24 protein-coding genes and 4 tRNA genes are annotated in these 18,481 nt (G+C 60.3%); 15 read left to right on the forward strand and 13 right to left on the reverse strand.

Features of this window, described 5'->3' with window-relative positions; translation table 11 throughout:
- The first annotated feature begins 119 nt into the window (after nt 1-119).
- The 6 genes from alaS to ACNFBT_RS10890 all read left to right on the forward strand — a co-directional run bounded on the left by alaS (nt 120) and on the right by ACNFBT_RS10890 (nt 4,964).
- Nucleotides 120-2,744 carry an alanine--tRNA ligase gene (alaS, locus tag ACNFBT_RS10865; RefSeq protein ID WP_416749136.1) on the forward strand — a complete coding sequence of 875 codons (2,625 nt, stop codon included), beginning with the start codon at nt 120-122 and terminating at the stop codon, nt 2,742-2,744.
- A 101-nt stretch (nt 2,745-2,845) separates the two neighbouring features.
- Nucleotides 2,846-4,081 carry an aspartate kinase gene (locus ACNFBT_RS10870; protein ID WP_416749138.1) on the forward strand — a complete coding sequence of 412 codons (1,236 nt, stop codon included), beginning with the start codon at nt 2,846-2,848 and terminating at the stop codon, nt 4,079-4,081.
- A 185-nt stretch (nt 4,082-4,266) separates the two neighbouring features.
- A complete protein-coding gene (gene csrA / locus ACNFBT_RS10875; protein ID WP_003085981.1) occupies nt 4,267-4,452 on the forward strand; it encodes a carbon storage regulator CsrA in 186 nt (61 codons plus the stop codon).
- 60 nt (nt 4,453-4,512) lie between these two features.
- Nucleotides 4,513-4,603: transfer RNA gene (locus ACNFBT_RS10880), tRNA-Ser, on the forward strand.
- 109 nt (nt 4,604-4,712) lie between these two features.
- Nucleotides 4,713-4,789, forward strand: a tRNA-Arg gene (locus ACNFBT_RS10885).
- A 98-nt stretch (nt 4,790-4,887) separates the two neighbouring features.
- Nucleotides 4,888-4,964: transfer RNA gene (locus ACNFBT_RS10890), tRNA-Arg, on the forward strand.
- Nucleotides 4,965-5,067: 103 nt separating this feature from the next.
- On the opposite strand, the gene ACNFBT_RS10895 is transcribed toward ACNFBT_RS10890, so the two are convergent.
- Complete coding sequence (locus tag ACNFBT_RS10895; protein WP_416749140.1) at nt 5,068-5,580, reverse strand: DUF4124 domain-containing protein; 513 nt, start codon at nt 5,578-5,580, stop codon at nt 5,068-5,070.
- A 324-nt stretch (nt 5,581-5,904) separates the two neighbouring features.
- Between ACNFBT_RS10895 and mgtE the strand changes: the two genes are divergently transcribed.
- Nucleotides 5,905-7,347 carry a magnesium transporter gene (gene mgtE, locus ACNFBT_RS10900; protein ID WP_416749142.1) on the forward strand — a complete coding sequence of 481 codons (1,443 nt, stop codon included), beginning with the start codon at nt 5,905-5,907 and terminating at the stop codon, nt 7,345-7,347.
- A 133-nt stretch (nt 7,348-7,480) separates the two neighbouring features.
- Here the strand turns inward: mgtE and amrZ are convergent, their stop codons facing one another.
- Complete coding sequence (amrZ, locus tag ACNFBT_RS10905; protein ID WP_015476477.1) at nt 7,481-7,813, reverse strand: transcriptional regulator AmrZ; 333 nt, start codon at nt 7,811-7,813, stop codon at nt 7,481-7,483.
- 481 nt (nt 7,814-8,294) lie between these two features.
- Between amrZ and phnN the strand changes: the two genes are divergently transcribed.
- Nucleotides 8,295-8,858: a phosphonate metabolism protein/1,5-bisphosphokinase (PRPP-forming) PhnN gene (gene phnN, locus ACNFBT_RS10910; protein ID WP_416749145.1), complete on the forward strand. Its 564-nt coding sequence runs from the start codon at nt 8,295-8,297 to the stop codon at nt 8,856-8,858.
- Between the two features lie 3 nt (nt 8,859-8,861).
- Here the strand turns inward: phnN and ACNFBT_RS10915 are convergent, their stop codons facing one another.
- Nucleotides 8,862-9,347 carry a GNAT family N-acetyltransferase gene (locus ACNFBT_RS10915; protein ID WP_416749147.1) on the reverse strand — a complete coding sequence of 162 codons (486 nt, stop codon included), beginning with the start codon at nt 9,345-9,347 and terminating at the stop codon, nt 8,862-8,864.
- A gap of 93 nt (nt 9,348-9,440) precedes the next feature.
- Between ACNFBT_RS10915 and ACNFBT_RS10920 the strand changes: the two genes are divergently transcribed.
- A tRNA-Arg gene (locus ACNFBT_RS10920) sits at nt 9,441-9,517 on the forward strand.
- Between the two features lie 75 nt (nt 9,518-9,592).
- Here ACNFBT_RS10920 and ACNFBT_RS10925 read toward each other — a convergent pair.
- Nucleotides 9,593-9,799 carry a DUF4224 domain-containing protein gene (locus tag ACNFBT_RS10925; protein ID WP_370601042.1) on the reverse strand — a complete coding sequence of 69 codons (207 nt, stop codon included), beginning with the start codon at nt 9,797-9,799 and terminating at the stop codon, nt 9,593-9,595.
- Nucleotides 9,800-9,881: 82 nt separating this feature from the next.
- Here ACNFBT_RS10925 and ACNFBT_RS10930 point away from each other — a divergent pair, with 82 nt between their 5' ends.
- The 5 genes from ACNFBT_RS10930 to ACNFBT_RS10950 all read left to right on the forward strand — a co-directional run bounded on the left by ACNFBT_RS10930 (nt 9,882) and on the right by ACNFBT_RS10950 (nt 12,441).
- The gene (locus ACNFBT_RS10930) at nt 9,882-10,427 is read left to right on the forward strand and encodes a hypothetical protein (protein WP_416749149.1); all 546 of its coding nucleotides are present in this window, start codon (nt 9,882-9,884) and stop codon (nt 10,425-10,427) included.
- Between the two features lie 169 nt (nt 10,428-10,596).
- Nucleotides 10,597-11,259: a DUF3800 domain-containing protein gene (locus ACNFBT_RS10935; RefSeq protein WP_416749151.1), complete on the forward strand. Its 663-nt coding sequence runs from the start codon at nt 10,597-10,599 to the stop codon at nt 11,257-11,259.
- Nucleotides 11,260-11,766: 507 nt separating this feature from the next.
- Nucleotides 11,767-12,000 carry a hypothetical protein gene (locus ACNFBT_RS10940; RefSeq protein WP_370601045.1) on the forward strand — a complete coding sequence of 78 codons (234 nt, stop codon included), beginning with the start codon at nt 11,767-11,769 and terminating at the stop codon, nt 11,998-12,000.
- 10 nt (nt 12,001-12,010) lie between these two features.
- Nucleotides 12,011-12,232, forward strand: a complete 222-nt coding sequence (locus tag ACNFBT_RS10945) for a hypothetical protein (RefSeq protein WP_370601046.1) — start codon at nt 12,011-12,013, stop codon at nt 12,230-12,232.
- On the forward strand, nt 12,229-12,441 hold the full coding sequence (locus ACNFBT_RS10950) for a hypothetical protein (RefSeq protein ID WP_416749153.1): 213 nt from the start codon (nt 12,229-12,231) through the stop codon (nt 12,439-12,441). Before ACNFBT_RS10945 ends, ACNFBT_RS10950 begins: the two co-directional genes overlap by 4 nt.
- Nucleotides 12,442-12,513: 72 nt before the next feature.
- On the opposite strand, the gene ACNFBT_RS10955 is transcribed toward ACNFBT_RS10950, so the two are convergent.
- Nucleotides 12,514-13,128, reverse strand: a complete 615-nt coding sequence (locus ACNFBT_RS10955; RefSeq protein WP_416749154.1) for a recombinase family protein — start codon at nt 13,126-13,128, stop codon at nt 12,514-12,516.
- A gap of 564 nt (nt 13,129-13,692) precedes the next feature.
- Between ACNFBT_RS10955 and ACNFBT_RS10960 the strand changes: the two genes are divergently transcribed.
- Nucleotides 13,693-14,196, forward strand: coding sequence for a hypothetical protein (locus ACNFBT_RS10960; RefSeq protein WP_416749156.1), 504 nt, complete (start codon nt 13,693-13,695; stop codon nt 14,194-14,196).
- A gap of 86 nt (nt 14,197-14,282) precedes the next feature.
- On the opposite strand, the gene ACNFBT_RS10965 is transcribed toward ACNFBT_RS10960, so the two are convergent.
- The 8 genes from ACNFBT_RS10965 to ACNFBT_RS11000 form a co-directional block, all read right to left on the reverse strand.
- On the reverse strand, nt 14,283-14,489 hold the full coding sequence (locus ACNFBT_RS10965) for a hypothetical protein (RefSeq protein ID WP_416749158.1): 207 nt from the start codon (nt 14,487-14,489) through the stop codon (nt 14,283-14,285).
- A gap of 95 nt (nt 14,490-14,584) precedes the next feature.
- The gene (locus tag ACNFBT_RS10970) at nt 14,585-15,370 is read right to left on the reverse strand and encodes a CHAD domain-containing protein (protein ID WP_416749160.1); all 786 of its coding nucleotides are present in this window, start codon (nt 15,368-15,370) and stop codon (nt 14,585-14,587) included.
- A 357-nt stretch (nt 15,371-15,727) separates the two neighbouring features.
- The gene (locus ACNFBT_RS10975) at nt 15,728-16,555 is read right to left on the reverse strand and encodes a hypothetical protein (RefSeq protein WP_416749162.1); all 828 of its coding nucleotides are present in this window, start codon (nt 16,553-16,555) and stop codon (nt 15,728-15,730) included.
- A gap of 91 nt (nt 16,556-16,646) precedes the next feature.
- On the reverse strand, nt 16,647-17,090 hold the full coding sequence (locus tag ACNFBT_RS10980; RefSeq protein WP_416749164.1) for a DUF2280 domain-containing protein: 444 nt from the start codon (nt 17,088-17,090) through the stop codon (nt 16,647-16,649).
- Entirely contained in the window at nt 17,087-17,719 is a 633-nt protein-coding gene (locus ACNFBT_RS10985) for a hypothetical protein (RefSeq protein WP_416749166.1), read from the reverse strand. The genes ACNFBT_RS10980 and ACNFBT_RS10985 overlap by 4 nt, the downstream gene beginning before the upstream one ends.
- Entirely contained in the window at nt 17,716-17,913 is a 198-nt protein-coding gene (locus tag ACNFBT_RS10990) for a hypothetical protein (RefSeq protein ID WP_416749168.1), read from the reverse strand. The genes ACNFBT_RS10985 and ACNFBT_RS10990 overlap by 4 nt, the downstream gene beginning before the upstream one ends.
- Nucleotides 17,910-18,170 (reverse strand): hypothetical protein, encoded by a 261-nt coding sequence (locus tag ACNFBT_RS10995; RefSeq protein ID WP_416749170.1) that lies wholly within the window; start codon nt 18,168-18,170, stop codon nt 17,910-17,912. Before ACNFBT_RS10995 ends, ACNFBT_RS10990 begins: the two co-directional genes overlap by 4 nt.
- Nucleotides 18,171-18,185: 15 nt before the next feature.
- A complete protein-coding gene (locus tag ACNFBT_RS11000; protein WP_416749172.1) occupies nt 18,186-18,365 on the reverse strand; it encodes a hypothetical protein in 180 nt (59 codons plus the stop codon).
- Nucleotides 18,366-18,481: the final 116 nt, after the last annotated feature.

An 18,481-nucleotide genomic window follows, 5' to 3' on the forward strand; every position in this document is an offset into this window, starting at 1 on the left:
TGCGTGAGGCGCAATAGGCGCCGTCTATCGCACAAACACACTGTACCGAGCACGCAGGGCCGATCATAATGCGGCCCTTTGCCGGCGATTTGTGGCCGCATTTTTCCGTGGAAGAATCTATGAAAAGCGCTGAAATCCGTGAAGCCTTCCTCCGCTTCTTCGAAGAGAAGGGGCACACCCGCGTAGCGTCCAGTTCGCTGATCCCCGCGAACGACCCGACCCTGCTGTTCACCAACGCAGGCATGAACCAGTTCAAGGATTGCTTCCTGGGTCTGGAAAAGCGCGCCTATACCCGCGCCACCACCAGCCAGAAGTGCGTGCGTGCCGGCGGCAAGCACAACGACCTGGAAAACGTCGGTTACACCGCGCGCCACCATACCTTCTTCGAAATGCTGGGCAACTTCAGCTTCGGCGACTATTTCAAGCGCGACGCCATCACCTACGCCTGGGAATTCCTGACCTCGGACAAGTGGCTGAACCTGCCCAAGGAAAAGCTCTGGGTCACCGTCTACGCCAGCGATGACGAGGCCTACGACATCTGGACCCAGGAAGTCGGCATCCCCGCCGAGCGCATGGTCCGCATCGGCGACAACAAGGGTGCCCCCTACGCGTCGGACAACTTCTGGGCGATGGGCGACACCGGTCCTTGCGGTCCGTGCACCGAGATCTTCTTCGACCACGGCGCCGACATCTGGGGCGGCCCGCCCGGCTCGCCGGAAGAAGACGGCGACCGCTACATCGAGATCTGGAACAACGTCTTCATGCAGTTCAACCGCACCGCGGACGGCGTCATGCACCCGCTGCCGGCGCCGAGCGTGGACACCGGCATGGGTCTTGAGCGCATCAGCGCCGTGCTGCAGCACGTCCACTCGAACTACGAGATCGACCTGTTCCAGAGCCTGCTGAAGGCTTCCGCCGACGCCATCGGCTGCGCCAACGACAACGCGCCGTCGCTGAAGGTCGTTGCCGACCACATCCGTTCCTGCGGCTTCCTGATCGCCGACGGCGTACTGCCGTCCAACGAAGGCCGCGGCTACGTGCTGCGCCGCATCATCCGTCGCGCCTGCCGCCACGGTAACAAGCTGGGCGCCAAGGGCACCTTCTTCCACAAGATCGTCGCCGCGCTGGTGGGCGAGATGGGCGAGGCCTTCCCCGAGCTCAAGCAGCAGCAGGCGCACATCGAGCGCGTGCTCAAGACCGAGGAAGAGCAGTTCGCCAAGACCCTGGAGCAGGGCCTGAAGATCCTCGAGCAGGATCTGTCCGAGCTCAAGGGCAGCGTCATCCCCGGCAACGTGGTGTTCAAGCTGTACGACACCTACGGCTTCCCGGTCGACCTGACCAACGACATCGCCCGTGAGCGCAGCCTGACCCTCGACGAGGAAGGTTTCGAGCGCGAGATGGAGGCCCAGCGCGAGCGTGCCCGCTCCGCCAGCGCCTTCGGCATGGACTACAACAGCCTGGTGAAGGTCGACGGCGACACCCGCTTCCTCGGCTACCAGGGCGTTTCCGGCGCCGGCCAGATCATTGCGCTGTTCAAGGACGGCAAGGCCGTCGAGCAGCTGGCTGAAGGCGAGGAGGGCGTGGTCGTCCTCGACCAGACCCCGTTCTACGCCGAATCCGGTGGCCAGGTCGGCGACTGCGGCTACCTTGCCGGTGCGGGCGTGCGCTTCGACGTGCGCGACACCACCAAGGCTGGCGGCGCGCACCTGCACCACGGCGTGGTCGCCCAGGGCAGCCTGAGCGTCGGCACTGCGGTGAAGGCCGAAGTCGACGCCAGCGTGCGCCAGGCCACCGCGCTGAACCACTCCGCTACCCACCTGCTGCACTCCGCGCTGCGCCAGGTGCTGGGCGATCACGTCCAGCAGAAGGGCTCGCTGGTTGATAGCCAGCGCCTGCGCTTCGACTTCAGCCATTTCGAGGCGATCAAGCCCGAGCAGCTGAAGCAGCTGGAAGACATCGTCAACCGTGAGATCCGCAAGAACTCCGAGGTCGAGACCGAAGAGACCGACATCGACACCGCCAAGGCCAAGGGCGCCACGGCACTGTTCGGCGAGAAGTACGGCGACCAGGTGCGCGTGCTGAGCATGGGCGGCGATTTCTCCGTCGAGCTGTGCGGCGGCACCCACGTGTCCCGTACCGGCGACATCGGCCTGTTCAAGATCACCAGCGAAGGCGGCGTGGCCTCCGGCGTGCGCCGTATCGAGGCGGTCACCGGTGCTGCGGCGCTGGCCTACCTGAACGGTGCGGAAGAGCAGCTCAAGGAAGCGGCCGGCCTGGTCAAGGGCAGTCGTGACAACCTGCTGGACAAGCTGTCCGGCCTGATCGAGCGCAACCGTCAGCTGGAAAAGGAGCTGGAACAGCTCAAGGCCAAGGCCGCCAGCGCAGCCGGCGACGACCTGGCTTCCTCGGCCATCGAGGTCAGCGGTGCCAAGGTACTTGCCGCGCGTCTCGACGGTGTGGACGGCAAGGCGCTGCTGGCGCTGGTCGATCAGCTCAAGAACAAGCTCGGCAGCGGCGTGATCCTGCTCGGCGGCGTGTTCGAGGAGAAGGTCGTGCTGGTTGCCGGCGTGACCCAGGACCTGACCGCCAAGCTCAAGGCCGGCGATCTGATGAAGCAGGCCGCTGCGGCCGTGGGCGGGAAGGGCGGTGGTCGCCCGGACATGGCCCAGGGCGGCGGCGTTGAGGCCGGCAAGCTGGACGAGGCTCTGGCGCTGGCACGCAATTTTGTCGAACAGGGCCTCTAAGGCCCTGAAATACCGAGGCTCGCAGCGCGTCCGGCGGGCCTTGGCAGCATGCGGTGATGCATGTTAAATGGGCGCCCTTCAGGAATCAGGCGGCTTTTGAAATGGCTTTGATCGTACAGAAGTTTGGAGGGACCTCCGTCGGCACCGTCGAGCGAATCGAGCAGGTGGCCGAGAAGGTGAAGAAATTCCGTGAGGCGGGCGACGACATCGTCGTGGTGGTGTCCGCCATGAGCGGCGAGACCAATCGCCTGATTGGCCTGGCGAAACAGATCATGGACCAGCCGATTCCGCGCGAGCTGGACGTCATGGTCTCCACTGGCGAGCAGGTGACCATCGCGCTGCTGAGCATGGCGTTGCTCAAGCGCGGCGTGCCGGCGGTGTCCTACACCGGCAACCAGGTGCGCATCCTGACCGACAGCTCGCACACCAAGGCGCGCATCCTGAGCATCGACGATGCCAACATCCGCGCAGATCTGAAGGCCGGCCGCGTTGTCGTGGTCGCAGGCTTCCAGGGTGTGGACGAGCACGGCAACATCACCACCCTCGGCCGTGGCGGTTCCGACACCACTGGTGTGGCCCTGGCCGCGGCGCTGAAGGCCGACGAGTGCCAGATCTACACTGATGTCGATGGCGTCTACACCACCGACCCGCGTGTCGTGCCGCAGGCGCAGCGCCTGGACAAGATCACCTTCGAGGAGATGCTGGAAATGGCCAGCCTCGGCTCCAAGGTCCTGCAGATCCGTTCGGTCGAGTTCGCCGGCAAGTACAACGTCCCGCTGCGCGTGCTGCACAGCTTCCAGGAGGGTCCGGGCACCCTCATTACCCTTGATGAAGAGGAATCCATGGAACAGCCGATCATCTCCGGCATCGCCTTCAACCGCGACGAAGCCAAGCTGACCATCCGTGGCGTACCGGATACCCCCGGCGTTGCTTTCAAGATCCTTGGTCCGATCAGCGCTGCGAACATCGAAGTCGACATGATTGTGCAGAACGTTTCGCACGATAACACCACCGACTTCACCTTCACCGTGCACCGCAACGACTACCAGTCCGCCCTGGAAATCCTCAAGCAGACTGCCACCAGCATCGGTGCGCGCGAGGCCACCGGCGACACCAACATCGCCAAGGTTTCCATCGTCGGTGTCGGCATGCGTTCCCATGCCGGTGTCGCCAGCCGCATGTTCGAGGCGCTGGCCAAGGAATCCATCAACATCCAGATGATCTCCACCTCGGAAATCAAGGTTTCCGTGGTCATCGAAGAGAAATACCTGGAGCTGGCGGTGCGTGCCCTGCACACGGCGTTCGAGCTCGACGCCCCGGCCCGACAGGGCGAGTAAGGCGTTATATACCGAAAGGCGCGGCTACCCCGCGCCTTTTGTCGTTTTTGACTGGGCGGGTAGGAACTTTCATTCCGACAGGACTGGTCAATACTTGGGTGAAGGATTCGCGCACTTGATCTACACGAATCTGCCACCATTTCTTTTTTGCAGACTGTTTATCCGTAATTCGTAAGGAGAAAGGAATGCTGATTCTGACTCGCCGGGTCGGAGAGACCCTGATGGTCGGTGATGACGTCACCGTGACTGTGCTGGGCGTCAAAGGAAATCAGGTGCGAATCGGTGTGAATGCGCCGAAGGAAGTCGCTGTGCACCGTGAGGAAATCTACCAGCGCATCCAAAAAGAGAAAGACCAAGAACCAAACCATTAATTTTCTTAAAAATTTTCTTTGCAAACGGGGAAAACATGGTTATCATGCGCCCCGTGTTGCGGAGAGGTGGCCGAGTGGCCGAAGGCGCTCCCCTGCTAAGGGAGTACACCTCAAAAGGGTGTCGGGGGTTCGAATCCCCCCCTCTCCGCCATTGCATCTCCTGGTGCGCTGAGTTGTCCAGCTACGTAAGTAGCTGAAAAGATTGAAAAATCTTGTTGACAGGCCAGAAAAAACGCACTAGAATTTGCGCCCTCATCAGCGCACTCATAGCTCAGCTGGATAGAGTACTCGGCTACGAACCGAGCGGTCGGAGGTTCGAATCCTCCTGAGTGCGCCATATACGAGGCAACGCGAAAGCGGGGCTTCAGTGGCGAAAGGGCAGAAATGCCATTAGCTGCAACCAGTTGGTAAATCTGGTTAAACTTTGCCAACGACGCACTCATAGCTCAGCTGGATAGAGTACTCGGCTACGAACCGAGCGGTCGGAGGTTCGAATCCTCCTGAGTGCGCCATATACGAAAGGGCCTGCAGAAATGCAGGCCCTTTTTCTTTGTGCATTAGAAAGTCTTTGTGCGGTAAAGAGCTGTTGCCTGGCGAAAGTTTGCGTCGCGAGTCTCAGCGCTTCGCCTTGCCCGCCACGCAGTCGTCCTCGTCGAAGGTCACGGTGCGCGCGCCGTGCTTCTTGTCCGCCTCGTAGTGATAACGCAGCGTCCCATTGTTCTGGCTGACCTTGTCCGGCCTGCCGAGGGCGCTCTCCACATCGCTGCGGGTCATTCCGGTCTTGATCCTGCCCTCGATGATCGCCTTGCGCCGCGCTGCGCCTGTAACGCGATTGCCGCAGCCGTTCTGCTGCTCTCCCACTACCACCACGTCGTTTTCATTCACCTGGCCTTTTCCGCGCGCCACTGCGCGGGGTTGTGCTGCAGCCTTCGGGGTTGCCAGCGGCACCGGTTTGCCGCTTCCAGGCGTGGGGTTGGAGGCTTCCTGCCTGTCCTGTTGCTGGTCGGTGGGGCAGCCATGCTGGCTGAAGAGGACTTTTCCATCGGCGGATGTGCAACGGAACACCGTTGCCGCTTCGCTGGTCGGTAGCAGAAACAGGGTCGAAAGCAGCAGGGCGGGCAGGCGCATGATGTCCTCCATGACGGCGGGCCTGCCCAGCAGCCTAAAGCGTGGCGTTGTAATCCGGTGCTGGGTGTCTTGTCGGGTATTTCGCGCGTCGAACCCTGCGATGAACCCGCACTGAGATTTCGGGCGCAAGCGATTGTTCTTGCCGCGATTTTGTAACGCGCACTGCACCCCGGAGTGTTATTATTTCCCGCATCTGCCCTTGATGGGCGCATGGGACAACCACCATGGACTTACCCAGTAGTTATTCAGAACCCCGATTGCGTACACACGACCTGATGTATTGATCCCCAATGGCGCGTTCTGCCACTGGGGGTGGAGCGTGCTATGACCGAAGTAGAAGCCAAGAAGCCGCAGGAAAGCCTGCAGGACCGCCTCAATCAGGTGGTCGACCTGCTGCACAAACACAAGCTGGTGGAAGACCTGACGCACCGTCAGGAAGGCCAGCATCACGATCTCGTCGAAAACCTGGTCCACCGCCAGAATCTTGCCGAACTTCAGCGCAAGCTGGACGAGCTGCACCCGGCCGACATCGCCCATATCCTCGAATCCCTGCCGCTGGATGACCGCCTGACGGTCTGGCAACTGGTCAAGGCCGAGCGCGACGGCGACATCCTCCTCGAAGTCTCCGACGCCGTGCGGGAAACCCTGATCGCCGACATGGACGATCACGAGATCCTCGCCGCGGCCAAGGACATGGACGCCGACGAACTCGCTGACCTGGCGCCGGAACTGCCGCGCGACGTGGTCCACGAGCTGATGGAAAGCCTCGATGCGCAGCAGCGCGAGCGCGTGCGTTCGGCGTTGTCCTACGAGGAAGACCAGGTCGGCGCGCTGATGGACTTCGAGATGGTCACCATCCGCGACGACGTCAGCCTGGAAGTGGTGCTGCGCTACCTGCGCCGCCTCAAGGAGCTGCCGGGCCATACCGACAAGCTCTTCGTGGTCGACTACGACGGCGTGCTCAAGGGCGTGCTGCCAATCAAGCGTCTGCTGGTGAACGATCCGGACAAGGACGTGGCCGAGGTCATGGCGACCGATCCGGTGACATTTACCCCCGACGAGGACGGCTACGATGCCGCCCAGGCCTTCGAGCGCTATGACCTGATTTCTGCCCCGGTGGTGGACAAGAACGGCAAGCTGATCGGCCGTCTGACCATCGACGAGATGGTCGACCTGATCCGTGAGGAGAGCGAAAGCGAAGTGCTGAGCATGGCCGGTCTGCGCGAAGAGGAAGACATCTTCGCTTCGGTCTGGAAGTCGGTGCGCAACCGCTGGGCCTGGCTGGCCACCAACCTGATCACCGCCTTCATCGCCTCGCGGGTGATCGGCCTGTTCGAAGGCTCCATCGAGAAGCTGGTGGCGCTGGCCGCGCTGATGCCCATCGTTGCCGGCATCGGCGGCAACTCCGGCAACCAGACCATCACCATGATCGTTCGCGCCATGGCGCTGGATCAGATCCAGACCAACAGCGCCAATCGCCTGCTGCGCAAGGAGCTGGGTGTAGCCTTGGTCAACGGCCTGGTGTGGGGCGGTGTGATCGGCCTGGTGGCCTACTACCTGTACGGCAACTGGGAGCTGGGTGCGGTGATGACCGGCGCCATGACCCTGAACCTGCTGCTGGCCGCGTTGATGGGCGTGCTGATCCCGATGACCCTGCTGCGCCTGGGGCGCGATCCAGCCATGGGCTCCAGCGTGATGATCACCGCCATGACCGACAGTGGCGGATTCTTCATCTTCCTCGGGCTGGCCACGTTGTTCCTGATGTAGGCAGCCCCGCCGAAAAGGCCGCCCGCGAGGCGGCTTTTTTGTGTCCGGGATTCCTGTGTCCAGGGATTCCTGTGAAAAGCGCAGACATGAAAAAGCCGGCTCGAGGCCGGCTGTTTTCGGTGTTGCGTACGACTCAGGCGTCGTTCTGCGCCATCTCGGCGTCGTGCGCGATCAGAGCGATCAGCGCGTTCTGCTGACGGTGGGTCAGCTGGCGGAAGCGTTGCAGCAGTTCGCGTTCGTGCAGGCTCAGCTCCGGGCTGTCCAGGCGAATGCCGAGATTATCCTGCAATGCGCCTTCCTGAAGCAGGCTCTGCTCCAGGCGCGCGATGATCTCGGAGTTCATGCTGCGATGGTGGCTGCGAGCGACTTCAGCGATACGCTCGCGCATGCCTTCCGGCAGACGTACGACGAATTTGTCAGCGGTGCGGCTGGAGTAGGTTGGGGTTGCCTGTTTCAATGGGCGCATACATTAAACCTGTAAGTCAGGGAGGCCGATGCCATGGGTCAGCGTTCGTTCAGGCCCTTTGACAGCAGTTTCCGTTGGTCGTTCAGCGCGTCGTCAGCGGTTTTCGTAAAAAACCAATAACTTGACGTCAAATCTGCGACTTATTGTGGCTCGGGTGAAGGCTAAATGCCAGCACCAATCATCCGAAATGCGACGCCCTCGGCAGACCTTCCTTTCGACGGGTTGAGGTGACGCCACGCCCGATATTGACAGCGTAGCCGAACTGCGGAGGGCTCCGCTGCGTCACTGCGACAGGGGGCGGCCTGTATCCGATGAGGGGCGCGCATGATGGCACAGTGGGCTGGCCATGTGCAGGGTTAGCCGGCATTAGCCGCATTTTCCGATAGCGATTCTTCTGACCTCACGCGTGGCGGACGGTATCATCTGGCCTGCGGATCAGAAACGACGTAGCGCCGAGCCGCCGGCACCTCCAGAGAGTGTCATGACCCCAGGCAGACTCATATACCTGATGGGCCCTTCGGGCTCCGGCAAGGACAGCCTGTTGCAGGCTGCCAGTGCGCCCCTGGCGGCGCGGGACTGCCGGATCGTCCGGCGTGTCATCACCCGCTCCGCCGAGGCGCTCGGGGAAGAGGCGCATTCGGTAAGCGTCGAGGAGTTCGCCAGGCTGGAACAGTCCGGCGCCTTCGCCATGAGCTGGCGCGCCAACGGCCTGCACTACGGAATACCCCGTGAGATCGATGACTGGCTCGCCGCGGGCCACGACGTGCTGGTCAATGGTTCGCGCAAGTACCTGCCCGAGGCGCGTCGCCGCTATCCGTGGCTGATCGCGGTATTGCTGCGGGTCGAACCCGAGGTGCTGCGGCAGCGCTTGCTGAAGCGGGGGCGCGAGACGCTGGCGGAGATCGAGGAGCGCCTGGCCCGCAACGCGCACTTCGCCGATGGCCTGCCCGGGCCGCTGGTGGAGCTGGACAACTCGGTGTCCCTCGACGTCACCGTCGGCCATCTGCTGGACCTGCTGGCCCCGCCGGATGCCCAGGCGAGCTGAGCGTCAGTCCAGGCGCAGCGACAGACTGACGCCGTGGGGGGCGAACCCCATCGCCGCGTAGAACCGATGGGCCATTTCCCGGTCCTGATGGCTGGACAGTGCCAGCTTGTAGCAGCCCCAGCCGCCGGCCCATTCCACCGCCCGCCGGATCAGCGCCTGGCCGATGCCCTGGCCACGGGCTCGGCTGTCCACCACCATGTCCTCGAGGATCGCCGAGCGGGCGAAACCGTGGGCGATGTGTTCGATGAGGTGCAGGGTGCAGGTGCCCAGCAGGAAGCCGTCGCGTTCGGCCACCAGCGTGACCCGCGTCGGGCGCTGGTTGCCCAGCTCCAGTGCCAGCAGCGCGACGTCCGGGCTCGGGTCCTGTAGGCCCAGTTGCTGCAGCAGGGGCGCAAGGGCAGGGGCGTCGTCCGGTGTGGCGACGCGCACATCGAAGGTGGCGAAGGGCGAGTCGGGCGTCGCCTCGTGATCTACTGGGCTGCTGTTCACGGTATTCCTCCCCTGTTGGAAAAATTATGGACCCGTCCGGTGGCAGCGGCATGACAAACTCGCCATCGCTCGTTAACATGCCGACCCGATCGTGTCCCGGTAGCTCAATTGGATAGAGCGTCCCCCTCCTAAGGGGAAGGTTGGAGGTTCGACCCCTCTCCGGGACACCACGTATTCTGCAGCATCCAGCCTATTCGGCTTTCTCTTCGCTCCTCGCTTAACAGCACGCTACCAGCAGTAGGCAATTACGGTGCCTTGCTGGACTTCCACGGGATGGGGTCTGGCTCTTTGCTGTGTTCGCCTGTTACGGCGTGAACAGTCACCGCGGGCCAGCCGTTGCGCTTGATGGTGTGCCTGATCCCATTGCGCTTCAGCACCAGCACCTGGCCGGCTTTGGTCCTGGCTCCGGTCAGTTCACAGATTTCCTCGTGCGTCAGGAATTCGATAGGCATCGATTCACCACTTCTGTTTGGGGATGATGACGTGCGCTTTCTTGTGGTGGCAGAATGACTTCAGACTGACACGGAGGTCGCCATGCGCGCCATTCGCCTTACCGCCATTGCACTTGCAATAGCCGCCGCACTGAGCGGCTGTGCTGAACGTCCGCGCCTTCATGAAGGAGCTGATCGCATCCAGATAGCTAAAGCTGACCCTCCGGCGGGGTCCGTCTACATCACTGAGATATCAGCTCAGGATGGTTCTGGATGTGGCCTCTGGGGAAGCAAAGGAACATATGCCAACGCAGTTACCGTGCTGCGCAATGAGGCGCTGAAGGTCGGCGCTGACTATGTTCAGATCATGGGGCGGGACACCCCTAACCTGGAATATGGCTGTTACGACAACACCTACAGGATTGATGCCACGGCATACCGCACGCCAAACGCACCGCCGACCTATGAGCAGCAGGTCTACCGTCTCGGACTCCAGCCACAAGGGGCACCGACCTCGTCAGCTTCATCGGCTACGGCCCAGGCAGCTCCCGCTCCGAAGTCAAAAGACGAACAGATCTACGAGCTCCAGCAGCGCAACCTGCCCTACGAGCAGTACCAGCAGGAGTACCGGAGGATCATGGGGCAGTAGTTGGCGCGTTTCGTGCTAAGCACGTTGACAGAAGTAAACATTTGCCTTAGTTTTGCCATCAGGGTGCAAGTAAATCCTGGCCAGCTGCGACGCGAACCGTATCGTAAGCGCTCTGTAAGAGCGTCGGCCCCAGGGATTGCACCCGCCCTCTTCCTTACGCCACTGATCTATGACGGAACGCAGTATCTTCTTGGATGAAAGTGGCGATCTCGGCTGGACCTTCGACAAGCCATATCGGCAAGGAGGCTCCAGCAGATTCCTCACCATTGCCTGCCTCTCTGTCGCCTCAAGCTCTCAAAAATATGTGAACCGCGCCATGCGGGATCTCTATTCACATTTCGGCTGGCCACCAGCAGCTGAGAAGAAGTGGGCGCGCATGACGCCCTATGAGCGACTTTCCTTTGCTGAGCTGGCGAAATCTCTCCACAAGAAGCTCGACGGAGAAATCTCTTACCTGTCTATCACAGCCAGGAAAGAGCGAGTCCGCGAGAACATCCGCAAGGATTCAAACAAGCTCTACAACTGGATGATTGGGAAGCTTATCCTTGGCGAGATAGCGCCCTACGAGCGCGTCGCCTTTATTCCCGACCAGCGAAGCCTAAAGGTCCAGAGCGGCAACAGCTTGCACGACTACCTGCAGACAGTGCTTTGGATGGACATGGATAGCCAATGCACCATCACAACCAGACCATGCGATAGCGCCAAGAATCTCAACGTCCAGTTTGCCGATATGCTTTCTGGATTGGTCCAGGGCCATTATGAGGATCGTAAATCAGACCCAATCCTCGCCCTCAGGCCATACATCAAGAATTTCGAGCTATTCAACCAGTAAGCCCCGCACCGCGGGGCTTTTCGTTTCTTGCCTACGCTTCAACCTCTATCCGGGAGGGTTGGGCGAGGCAGGGGCGCTGGAGACTGGCAAGGGGCGTGTTGCTCTGCGCCGGCTCTCAAATTCCTGACGAGCCTTCGCGGTGCTGCGCAGCAGTTGAAGTAGCGACGGTTTGACCTGATCTTGGTCTGGCATGGCAATTCCTGTGCCTGAGTGACGCGCCATCAGTTCGACTATGAGCGTTTGGAACTCAATTGGCTCAGCTGATTATAGACATCTGCAGCCGCCAGCGATTTCCCTCTGTTCCCGCGATAAGCGTTTGAAGGTCCGGCGCGGTGGCTGATGCCACCCGCTGCTGATCCCAGGCGTCGACGGCGTCAAACACGCGCGCGGCCTGGTCTTCGTCGAGCGAGACGGCGGAGGGTGGCGCATTGCTAGCTGTGGGCTGGATTTGCGCACCGCGGTGGGCTATTGCTGTTATCCAGGTTCGCGGCAAGCGAGGATGATGACATGCACCTGATCACAGATAGGCCTGGGCCAATCAGCTACGTTCACCCAAACGGCGCTCAGGCGATCATTGCGTTTGAGTGGGGCGCAGTAGTGGATTCAGTGCCTCAAGAGGTGCTGGTCAGGGTTTCTGGCCAGATCGTTTGTGCTGATAGCGGCCCGTGGAAAAACTTTGCCGATGCTCGCTGCCAAGCGATCGCTATGGCGACCCGCTGGTGTGAGCGCCATCCCATCTGAGGAAAGCGATATGCCCCAGGATCGCGCAACCCAAGAGCTACGAGTGACCCTTACAGAGTTGGCCTTCAGGAACGAGGCATCGGCGGTGGTGCTGGAGCAGGCCGCCCTGGAATTGCCGCCAGGCCTGTCCGCTGGAGTCCAAAGTGTCATCGAGTTGCTGCGGGCGGATGCCGCGAAGTTGCGCACGCTGGCGGAGCGCACTCAGGACGGCGGTATTGCGGTGCTGCAGTGAACGACGCGGAGAAGCAGTTGCTCAAGGCGCTCCGTACGACGTCCTTCAACAACGCTGCTGTGGCCGATCGCCTGAGCACCTTTGCCGCGAAGTTCCCGGCGCTGGGCAGGGAGCTGCGCGAGTTGGCCGGCCAGTTGGATCAGGACGCCGACACCCTAGAGGTGTTCGTGAAGGAAATCCATGAGGGGCGCATTGTTAGATCGCCTTGATGGGCGAAGCGTTGCAAAGTGAATCTTGGCCAGGCCAAGTCCCCATCGCTGGTTTGAAGAATCAGCCGTCAGTTAGGACAATTCGTCTCGAATGCGAAGCACGGTCGTGGTGCTGCAGTCAGCGTGCCTGGCTGTAGCACGAATCCCCAGGCCTGCCTTTAGCAGTTCCTTTACCCGCTTGTGCAGATCGGCATCCACTGGGCGCCCCTTGTACTTCCCTTCAGCCTTCGCCTTGTCGATGCCCTGGGCCTGGCGCTCACGGCGCTGCTCGTAGTCCTTGCGGGCGATGGCGGCCATCATCTCCACCAACATCGAATTGATGGCGCCGAGCATGCGGCTGGTGAACTCGTCGCCCTTGGTGTCAGCCATGCCTTGATGGCTGGTGGGCAGGTCGAGCGCGACAATCCGCAGGCCCTTGGAGTCGATAGCTGCTTTCAGCTTCTGCCAATCCTCGGCGGGCAGGCGGGAGAGACGGTCGATGGACTCGACCAGAAGCACGTCACCCTTCTTCGCATCCTTCAGCAGGCGCAGCAGTTCCGGCCGGTCAGCCTTGGCTCCGCTGGCATTCTCCATGTACTCCGCGGCGATCGCCTGGTCATGGCTAGCGGCGAATTGCTCAAGGGCTTCGCGGGCACGACTGGCATCCTGCTCGATGGTGGAGGCGCGAAGGTAGGCGCGAATGAACATGATCCCTCTCCTGTATCACTTTGGGTGCTTCATTAATAATGTTGCACTTTGAGTGTTACTTATCAAGGGGTAAAGCCAAAAAAACCTGAATCTGGCTGTATCTGCCCAGGTATGCCTTTAGGGGACGGTCGGTGAAGTGGTAACCAGAGGTGGTAACCACCAAAGGTAACCAGGTTGCGAAATTGAATCTGACTTGACCACCTGATTGCATCCGGCTTGGCCAACAGTTACATCGCACTTGGCCACCCTGCCCGCAGGCAGGGTGTGTACCTTGGCTGCCTTCCGCGAAGGGGTAGCTTGTGGTCGGTAGCAGCCGCTGGCCGAGGGCAACTGTCTGCCATTAGCGGCCACCCGCGACGAACGTGTTCGTTTCAGTTCCGTGTAGCTGATGCAAGAAATCTCCCGACTCACCAAGGGACACATTGTGGCCAGGAGCGCTCGACAAACGCGGTGCAGGTGCTATTACAACCCTTGACCCGCATCAGGCTGTATCCGTATCCGGGCAGTAGATTGTGTAGTAGGGATTCGTTCCCAATCCACCATCCCCCTGCAAGGAACTGAATCATGAAAGCATCGACCTTCGGCGCCTTCGCTTTGGCGGCTGCGCTTTTCCCTGCCCTCAGCTTTGCACAACAGGACTCCACCACTACCCCGGCTCAACAGCCGCAGATGAGCGTTGAGCAATTCGATCAAGAGATGGCCAAGGCACAAGAGAACCTGCAAAAAATGCAGGAGCAAATGGCTCAGATTCAGAAGACCACCGATCCCGCACAACGTCAGAAACTGATGCAGCAACATCAGGCCATGATGCAGCAGGGCATGCAGATGATGAATGGAATGTGGGGCGGCGGAATGATGGGGTGCTGCGGAGGCGGCATGAAAGGCGGCCACATGATGGGTAACGGCCAAATGATGGGCTGGGGCCAAATGGGCGGCCACTATTCCCAGATGACGCCTGAGCAGATACAGCAACACCAATACATGATGGATAGGTACATGGGCATGCAGCAGATGATGATGGATCAGATGATGCAACATCAGCAGCACATGGGCATGCAGCCTCGCTAGGGCCTCATGAGGGCTCTATGCGGGGCCCTCATCTGCGCGCCGGCGACACTGTGCCGCCGGTGCTCAATTAGAAGGTTGTAGATGCCTCAATCGCCGCACATCCTGGCGTGCTCTCTAACCCATTGCTGGAGCACCTCTTCCGGAATGCAGTGCGGCGCCTCTACACGCTCCTTGAGCTTATCAGCGAAGGCGATCGCAGAAGCTTGATCCTTGAATGACACGCACATACCACAAGCTTCCACCCGCCACTCATCCTGGCCTTCTTGAGTGAGTTTCTGAATTTCGATGTCCACTAAAATTTCCCCACTAATTTCCCTTGACCAAGACGACCGAGGGCGGAATAGAGCAAGAAAAAGGCTAACAGTTCAGTTGTGATGGACGGCATTTTTCAATTCATTACAGGTTTGTCCAGAAAATCAGTCAGTCGACCTGCCAGTGAAGCAATGACTTCTTCCGCCGCCACCAGGGCGCCCTTTTCCGCCGCCGCCCACTCTGCTACCAGCGGGCGCAAGTCCGGCTCATGTTCGGCGTTCAAGCACCACTGATGCCGGTCGTGCCAATCTCCCAGCGCCCCCTGCAGTTGCTTGAGCCCGGACAGCAACTCGGGCGTTACCGGGAACAACGTGGGAAAGGATTCCTGCGAGTAGCGGGCGCGTTTCACCAGCAGGCGGATTTCATGGCGATCGTGCCCCGGATCGTTCAGCGCATCGCTCAGGCAGCACAGCTGCTTTCTGATGCGTTTGGCGGCGTGCGCCTTCGGATGCCCGTGAGGCGCGTCCTTCAGCGCGGCGCGGAAGGTGGCCGGCCACTCGCCCAGCGCCTCGAACAGCCGGTCGACAACCGGACTCGCATCTAGTCCGCGATAAGCCTTCGAGACAGTCTGTCGGCGCGTCCGCGCGGTGTGCAGCAGACCGTGTGCCTGCAGCTCGGCGGCCATCACTTCCATGTCCCGGATCGGAGTGGTGAGCCGGCCCACCTCCGTGGCGGCGGCATTGAGCGGCGCACAGGCTTCCTTCATTCCCAGGGGGTTGAGCAAGCTGCGCAGGCGCCGTAGCGCGATGCGAAAGTCATGCAACGCCTCGCTGTCGGTTTCGTAGATGACTCGGGCATAGGCCTGATACAGATCGACCTCGATCCCCAGCACTCTCGCAACGACCTTGTCTGTGAATTTCACTCGCGGGCTCCATGAGAACGACCACTGTAATGTAGCTGTAATCTTTGGTTCTTATTGGCGGCTGAACGCACGATAACGGGTCGTGATTGCGCGTGGATGAACGACAGTCACGACGTGCTTGCTCGTTGCCGGCTGTTGCAAGTCTTGAAGGGCTGCTATGGGTCGTTCTCTGCCGGTCATGGCCACGCAGTGTGACGCGTCAAATCCGATGCAAATGCATGGCCAAGCCGAATGCAATCAGGTGGTCTAGTAAGTGCAATTGCGCACTAGGAGTGCGTGAAGATGCTGCGTGACGAGTGCGCGAAACGGTCACCAAAAAAAAAGCCCACACGGGCAGCATTCTGAGGGAGACGAAGGCTAGAGGTTTGTGCCGAGCACGGTGGCCGGTCCGCCCCAGCGCTCCATGAAGGATGCGAAGTTATGGCCGCCGGCGCCAAGGAGGTTGGACGCCCCCTTCATGAGGTCAGTTTTCTCGCTCAGATCAGTTCCACACCGAGCGATACGTTTGGCCAAAATCATGAAACGGAGGAGATCGCCTCCGTCAGCATCAATCGGTCCGATTTCAGAGGCCATCTGGCCATCAGGAAAATCATCAATGTCGATTCCAATCTCGCGAAACGATCGGGTCTTGATCGACCAGATGCCTTCCCATTGTTCGCGGATGAGCTTCGGTAGCTTGGTGTCATCACATCGTTCGATACGCCGATGCTGCTCTAACACTCGCAGCGGGGTGCGCATCTGCATGGTGGCGCAGAACTGGTAGCCATAAATCACGTTATCTAAGGCCAGTTTCTTGCTTTGCTTGAGGTACTTCGCCCGATCCGTGAACGGGGCATAGGAGTCGATTACTGGAATCTCGCTGTTGGCGTACTTGTGATCGGCCCAGACGAGCAGGACTTTCGTGGGGCCGGTATACGCCAGGAGAGATTGGCGAGGAGGTGGCGAAGGGGAAAGAAAGACCTGCTCCAGGAACTCCGCATCATGACCTACAGCCTGTTCCAGGTCCCGAGAGTAGATGGTTACATTGCCTTTGGTGACATCCGCTAGTGCGCGGCGCCCATGCTTCTGGACGGCATCCAGAATGCTGACCTTGTCATCGTAAGTAAGCCAGCGGGCGACCTCGGTTTCTCGGCCATCCAGCACGGATAGTTCAAGCAGTCTGTCGATCAGGTCCAGTCCTTCCATGGCGATCCCTCTGTGAGCTAATCCTGAAGGTATCGGAGCGATGGCTGCTATTCAAAGACCTCCCAAGGATCCACCAGGGAGATTGCTTTGATCAGGTGTTGCGGAGTAGGTATTCGACCTGGACCGGCAGTGATTCGCCAGCGGAGTACCTGGCCCCTGCCCGGAGATTCGTGTAGAGCTCTCCCACCTCCATCGCAGCCTGCCGAAGGATGAGCAGGGCGAAGGCATAGTTCCTGCTCTCCTGGGCATCCTCGGCCATCCTGTTGAGGGCTCGCAGGCGGTATGCGCGATTGGCGATGGCAACGTCCGCCATTTCGTCCTGGAACTGCTTGCGGGTGTCGTGGAAGAGGGTCACCCACTTGGCTGCTAGTCCTTTGCCGGAAACCTTGGTGGGGTCGTGCGCCTCGCACTGCTGGCGGGTGACGCTAACTCCGAATTGCTTCTTCACCTCGTCGGCAACTTGCGATGGGGTGTCAAAGCAGGCCAGGGCCTGAACGATGAAGGCCCTGACCCCTGCCGTCAGTCTTGCTCTCACGACTGCCCAGAGTTGCCAGGTTCCCGCTTCGGGAACTCGAAAGCCTGCTCGATGTTGATGCTGTTCCGGCTAACCTCGGCGATGAAGAATCGGCCACCTGCCGCAACCTCCGGCATGAGCTCGCGAGATAGGCGGCTTTGATGCTTGGCGAGGGCAATCATCCCGGGGCGATCGGCATGGATTCCTTTCAACAAAGGCTCCCATGAAGGCTGATGCGGCGAGCGATACCGCGTGTGAATTCGGCCGACGTGAATGTCTTCACTGCCGATTGCCCTGCTGAACAGATAACCAATCACCTGTCCTTCAGCCTCGGAATAGCCGACCAGAGCGAAGTCCAGGCCAAGGTTTTCCTCCTTCGCCTGGTAGTGTTCGCGTGAGTAATCGACGGATGCCTTGAGATGACCCGGCAGTAGCTCCACCAACTGTTCTATCGAACCAGTGAAAGCCACCAGGCCAGGACTTGCTGATGCCAGTACGTAGTCCGTACCTCGGAAGGCGATGACTGCGCTGATGTGGTGGAGCACCATCATCTTGCTGAACTCAACAATCGGACTGCCTGGCTTGACGGCCTCGGTATCGACTCCAACCAGTCCAATATCCGGCTCAATGAATACGTTGAGGATGCTCATGCTTCGTTGGCCTCCTCACTCAACTGCTTGGCAACTGCGCGGGGTTGCAACTCTTGGGGGGAAGGGTCATTGAGGCCAGAAATCTCCGCGCTGATCTGGGCTCCGAGATAGGCCCCGTAGGGATTTCCACCAGTAGCGACATAGCCGATCGTTGCGCCGATTACTGCGCCAGCTGCTTGTCCAACAGTGCTCATCGTGAGGCCTCCAGCTCAATGCGCCGGCGCATCCCGGCGACCTGGGTGGGGGTGAATCCGAAGATGTTGAAACCATTCTGTGCCGGCTCGAAGGGCGACTTGATCAAGGCGCGCAGGGTGTTCTTCGCCTTCCAACCAATCACGCGGCCGGCAATGCCAGTGATTTGCCCAATGCCGTGGCGGGCAGTCTCGACCTGTTGGCCACTGAGCAGCTTTACGACGGTGCCGGAGTCGCTGCGTTCGATTTCAAAGCTCATGCTGGCCTCTCTGGTTTACCGGCTTGCGCCAAGCGCTTCAGGAAGCTGGAGAAAGGGTTTGTTCTCGGTCAGCGCTACCAGGAGGGCGGCTGCCTGTAGGTCGCCAGTGTCGGCGGCGGAGCGGATGCGCTCCCATGCTGTAGTGACTTCTGCCTTGGTGGGTCGGACCTGATGACCTCGGGTCTTGGTGTTCATCGTGATTCCCCTCTGAGTTATGAGATAGCGTCACACCTCAAGGGCAAATTAGACCTAATCTGGCTGTATATCCAGTTGTTTTATGGTGTACCCCAGGTGATACACGGTATGGGACG

Origin of the sequence: Pseudomonas sp. NY15181 (assembly GCF_048068055.1) — a bacterium.
In the GTDB taxonomy this organism is placed as follows: Bacteria; Pseudomonadota; Gammaproteobacteria; order Pseudomonadales; family Pseudomonadaceae; genus Pseudomonas.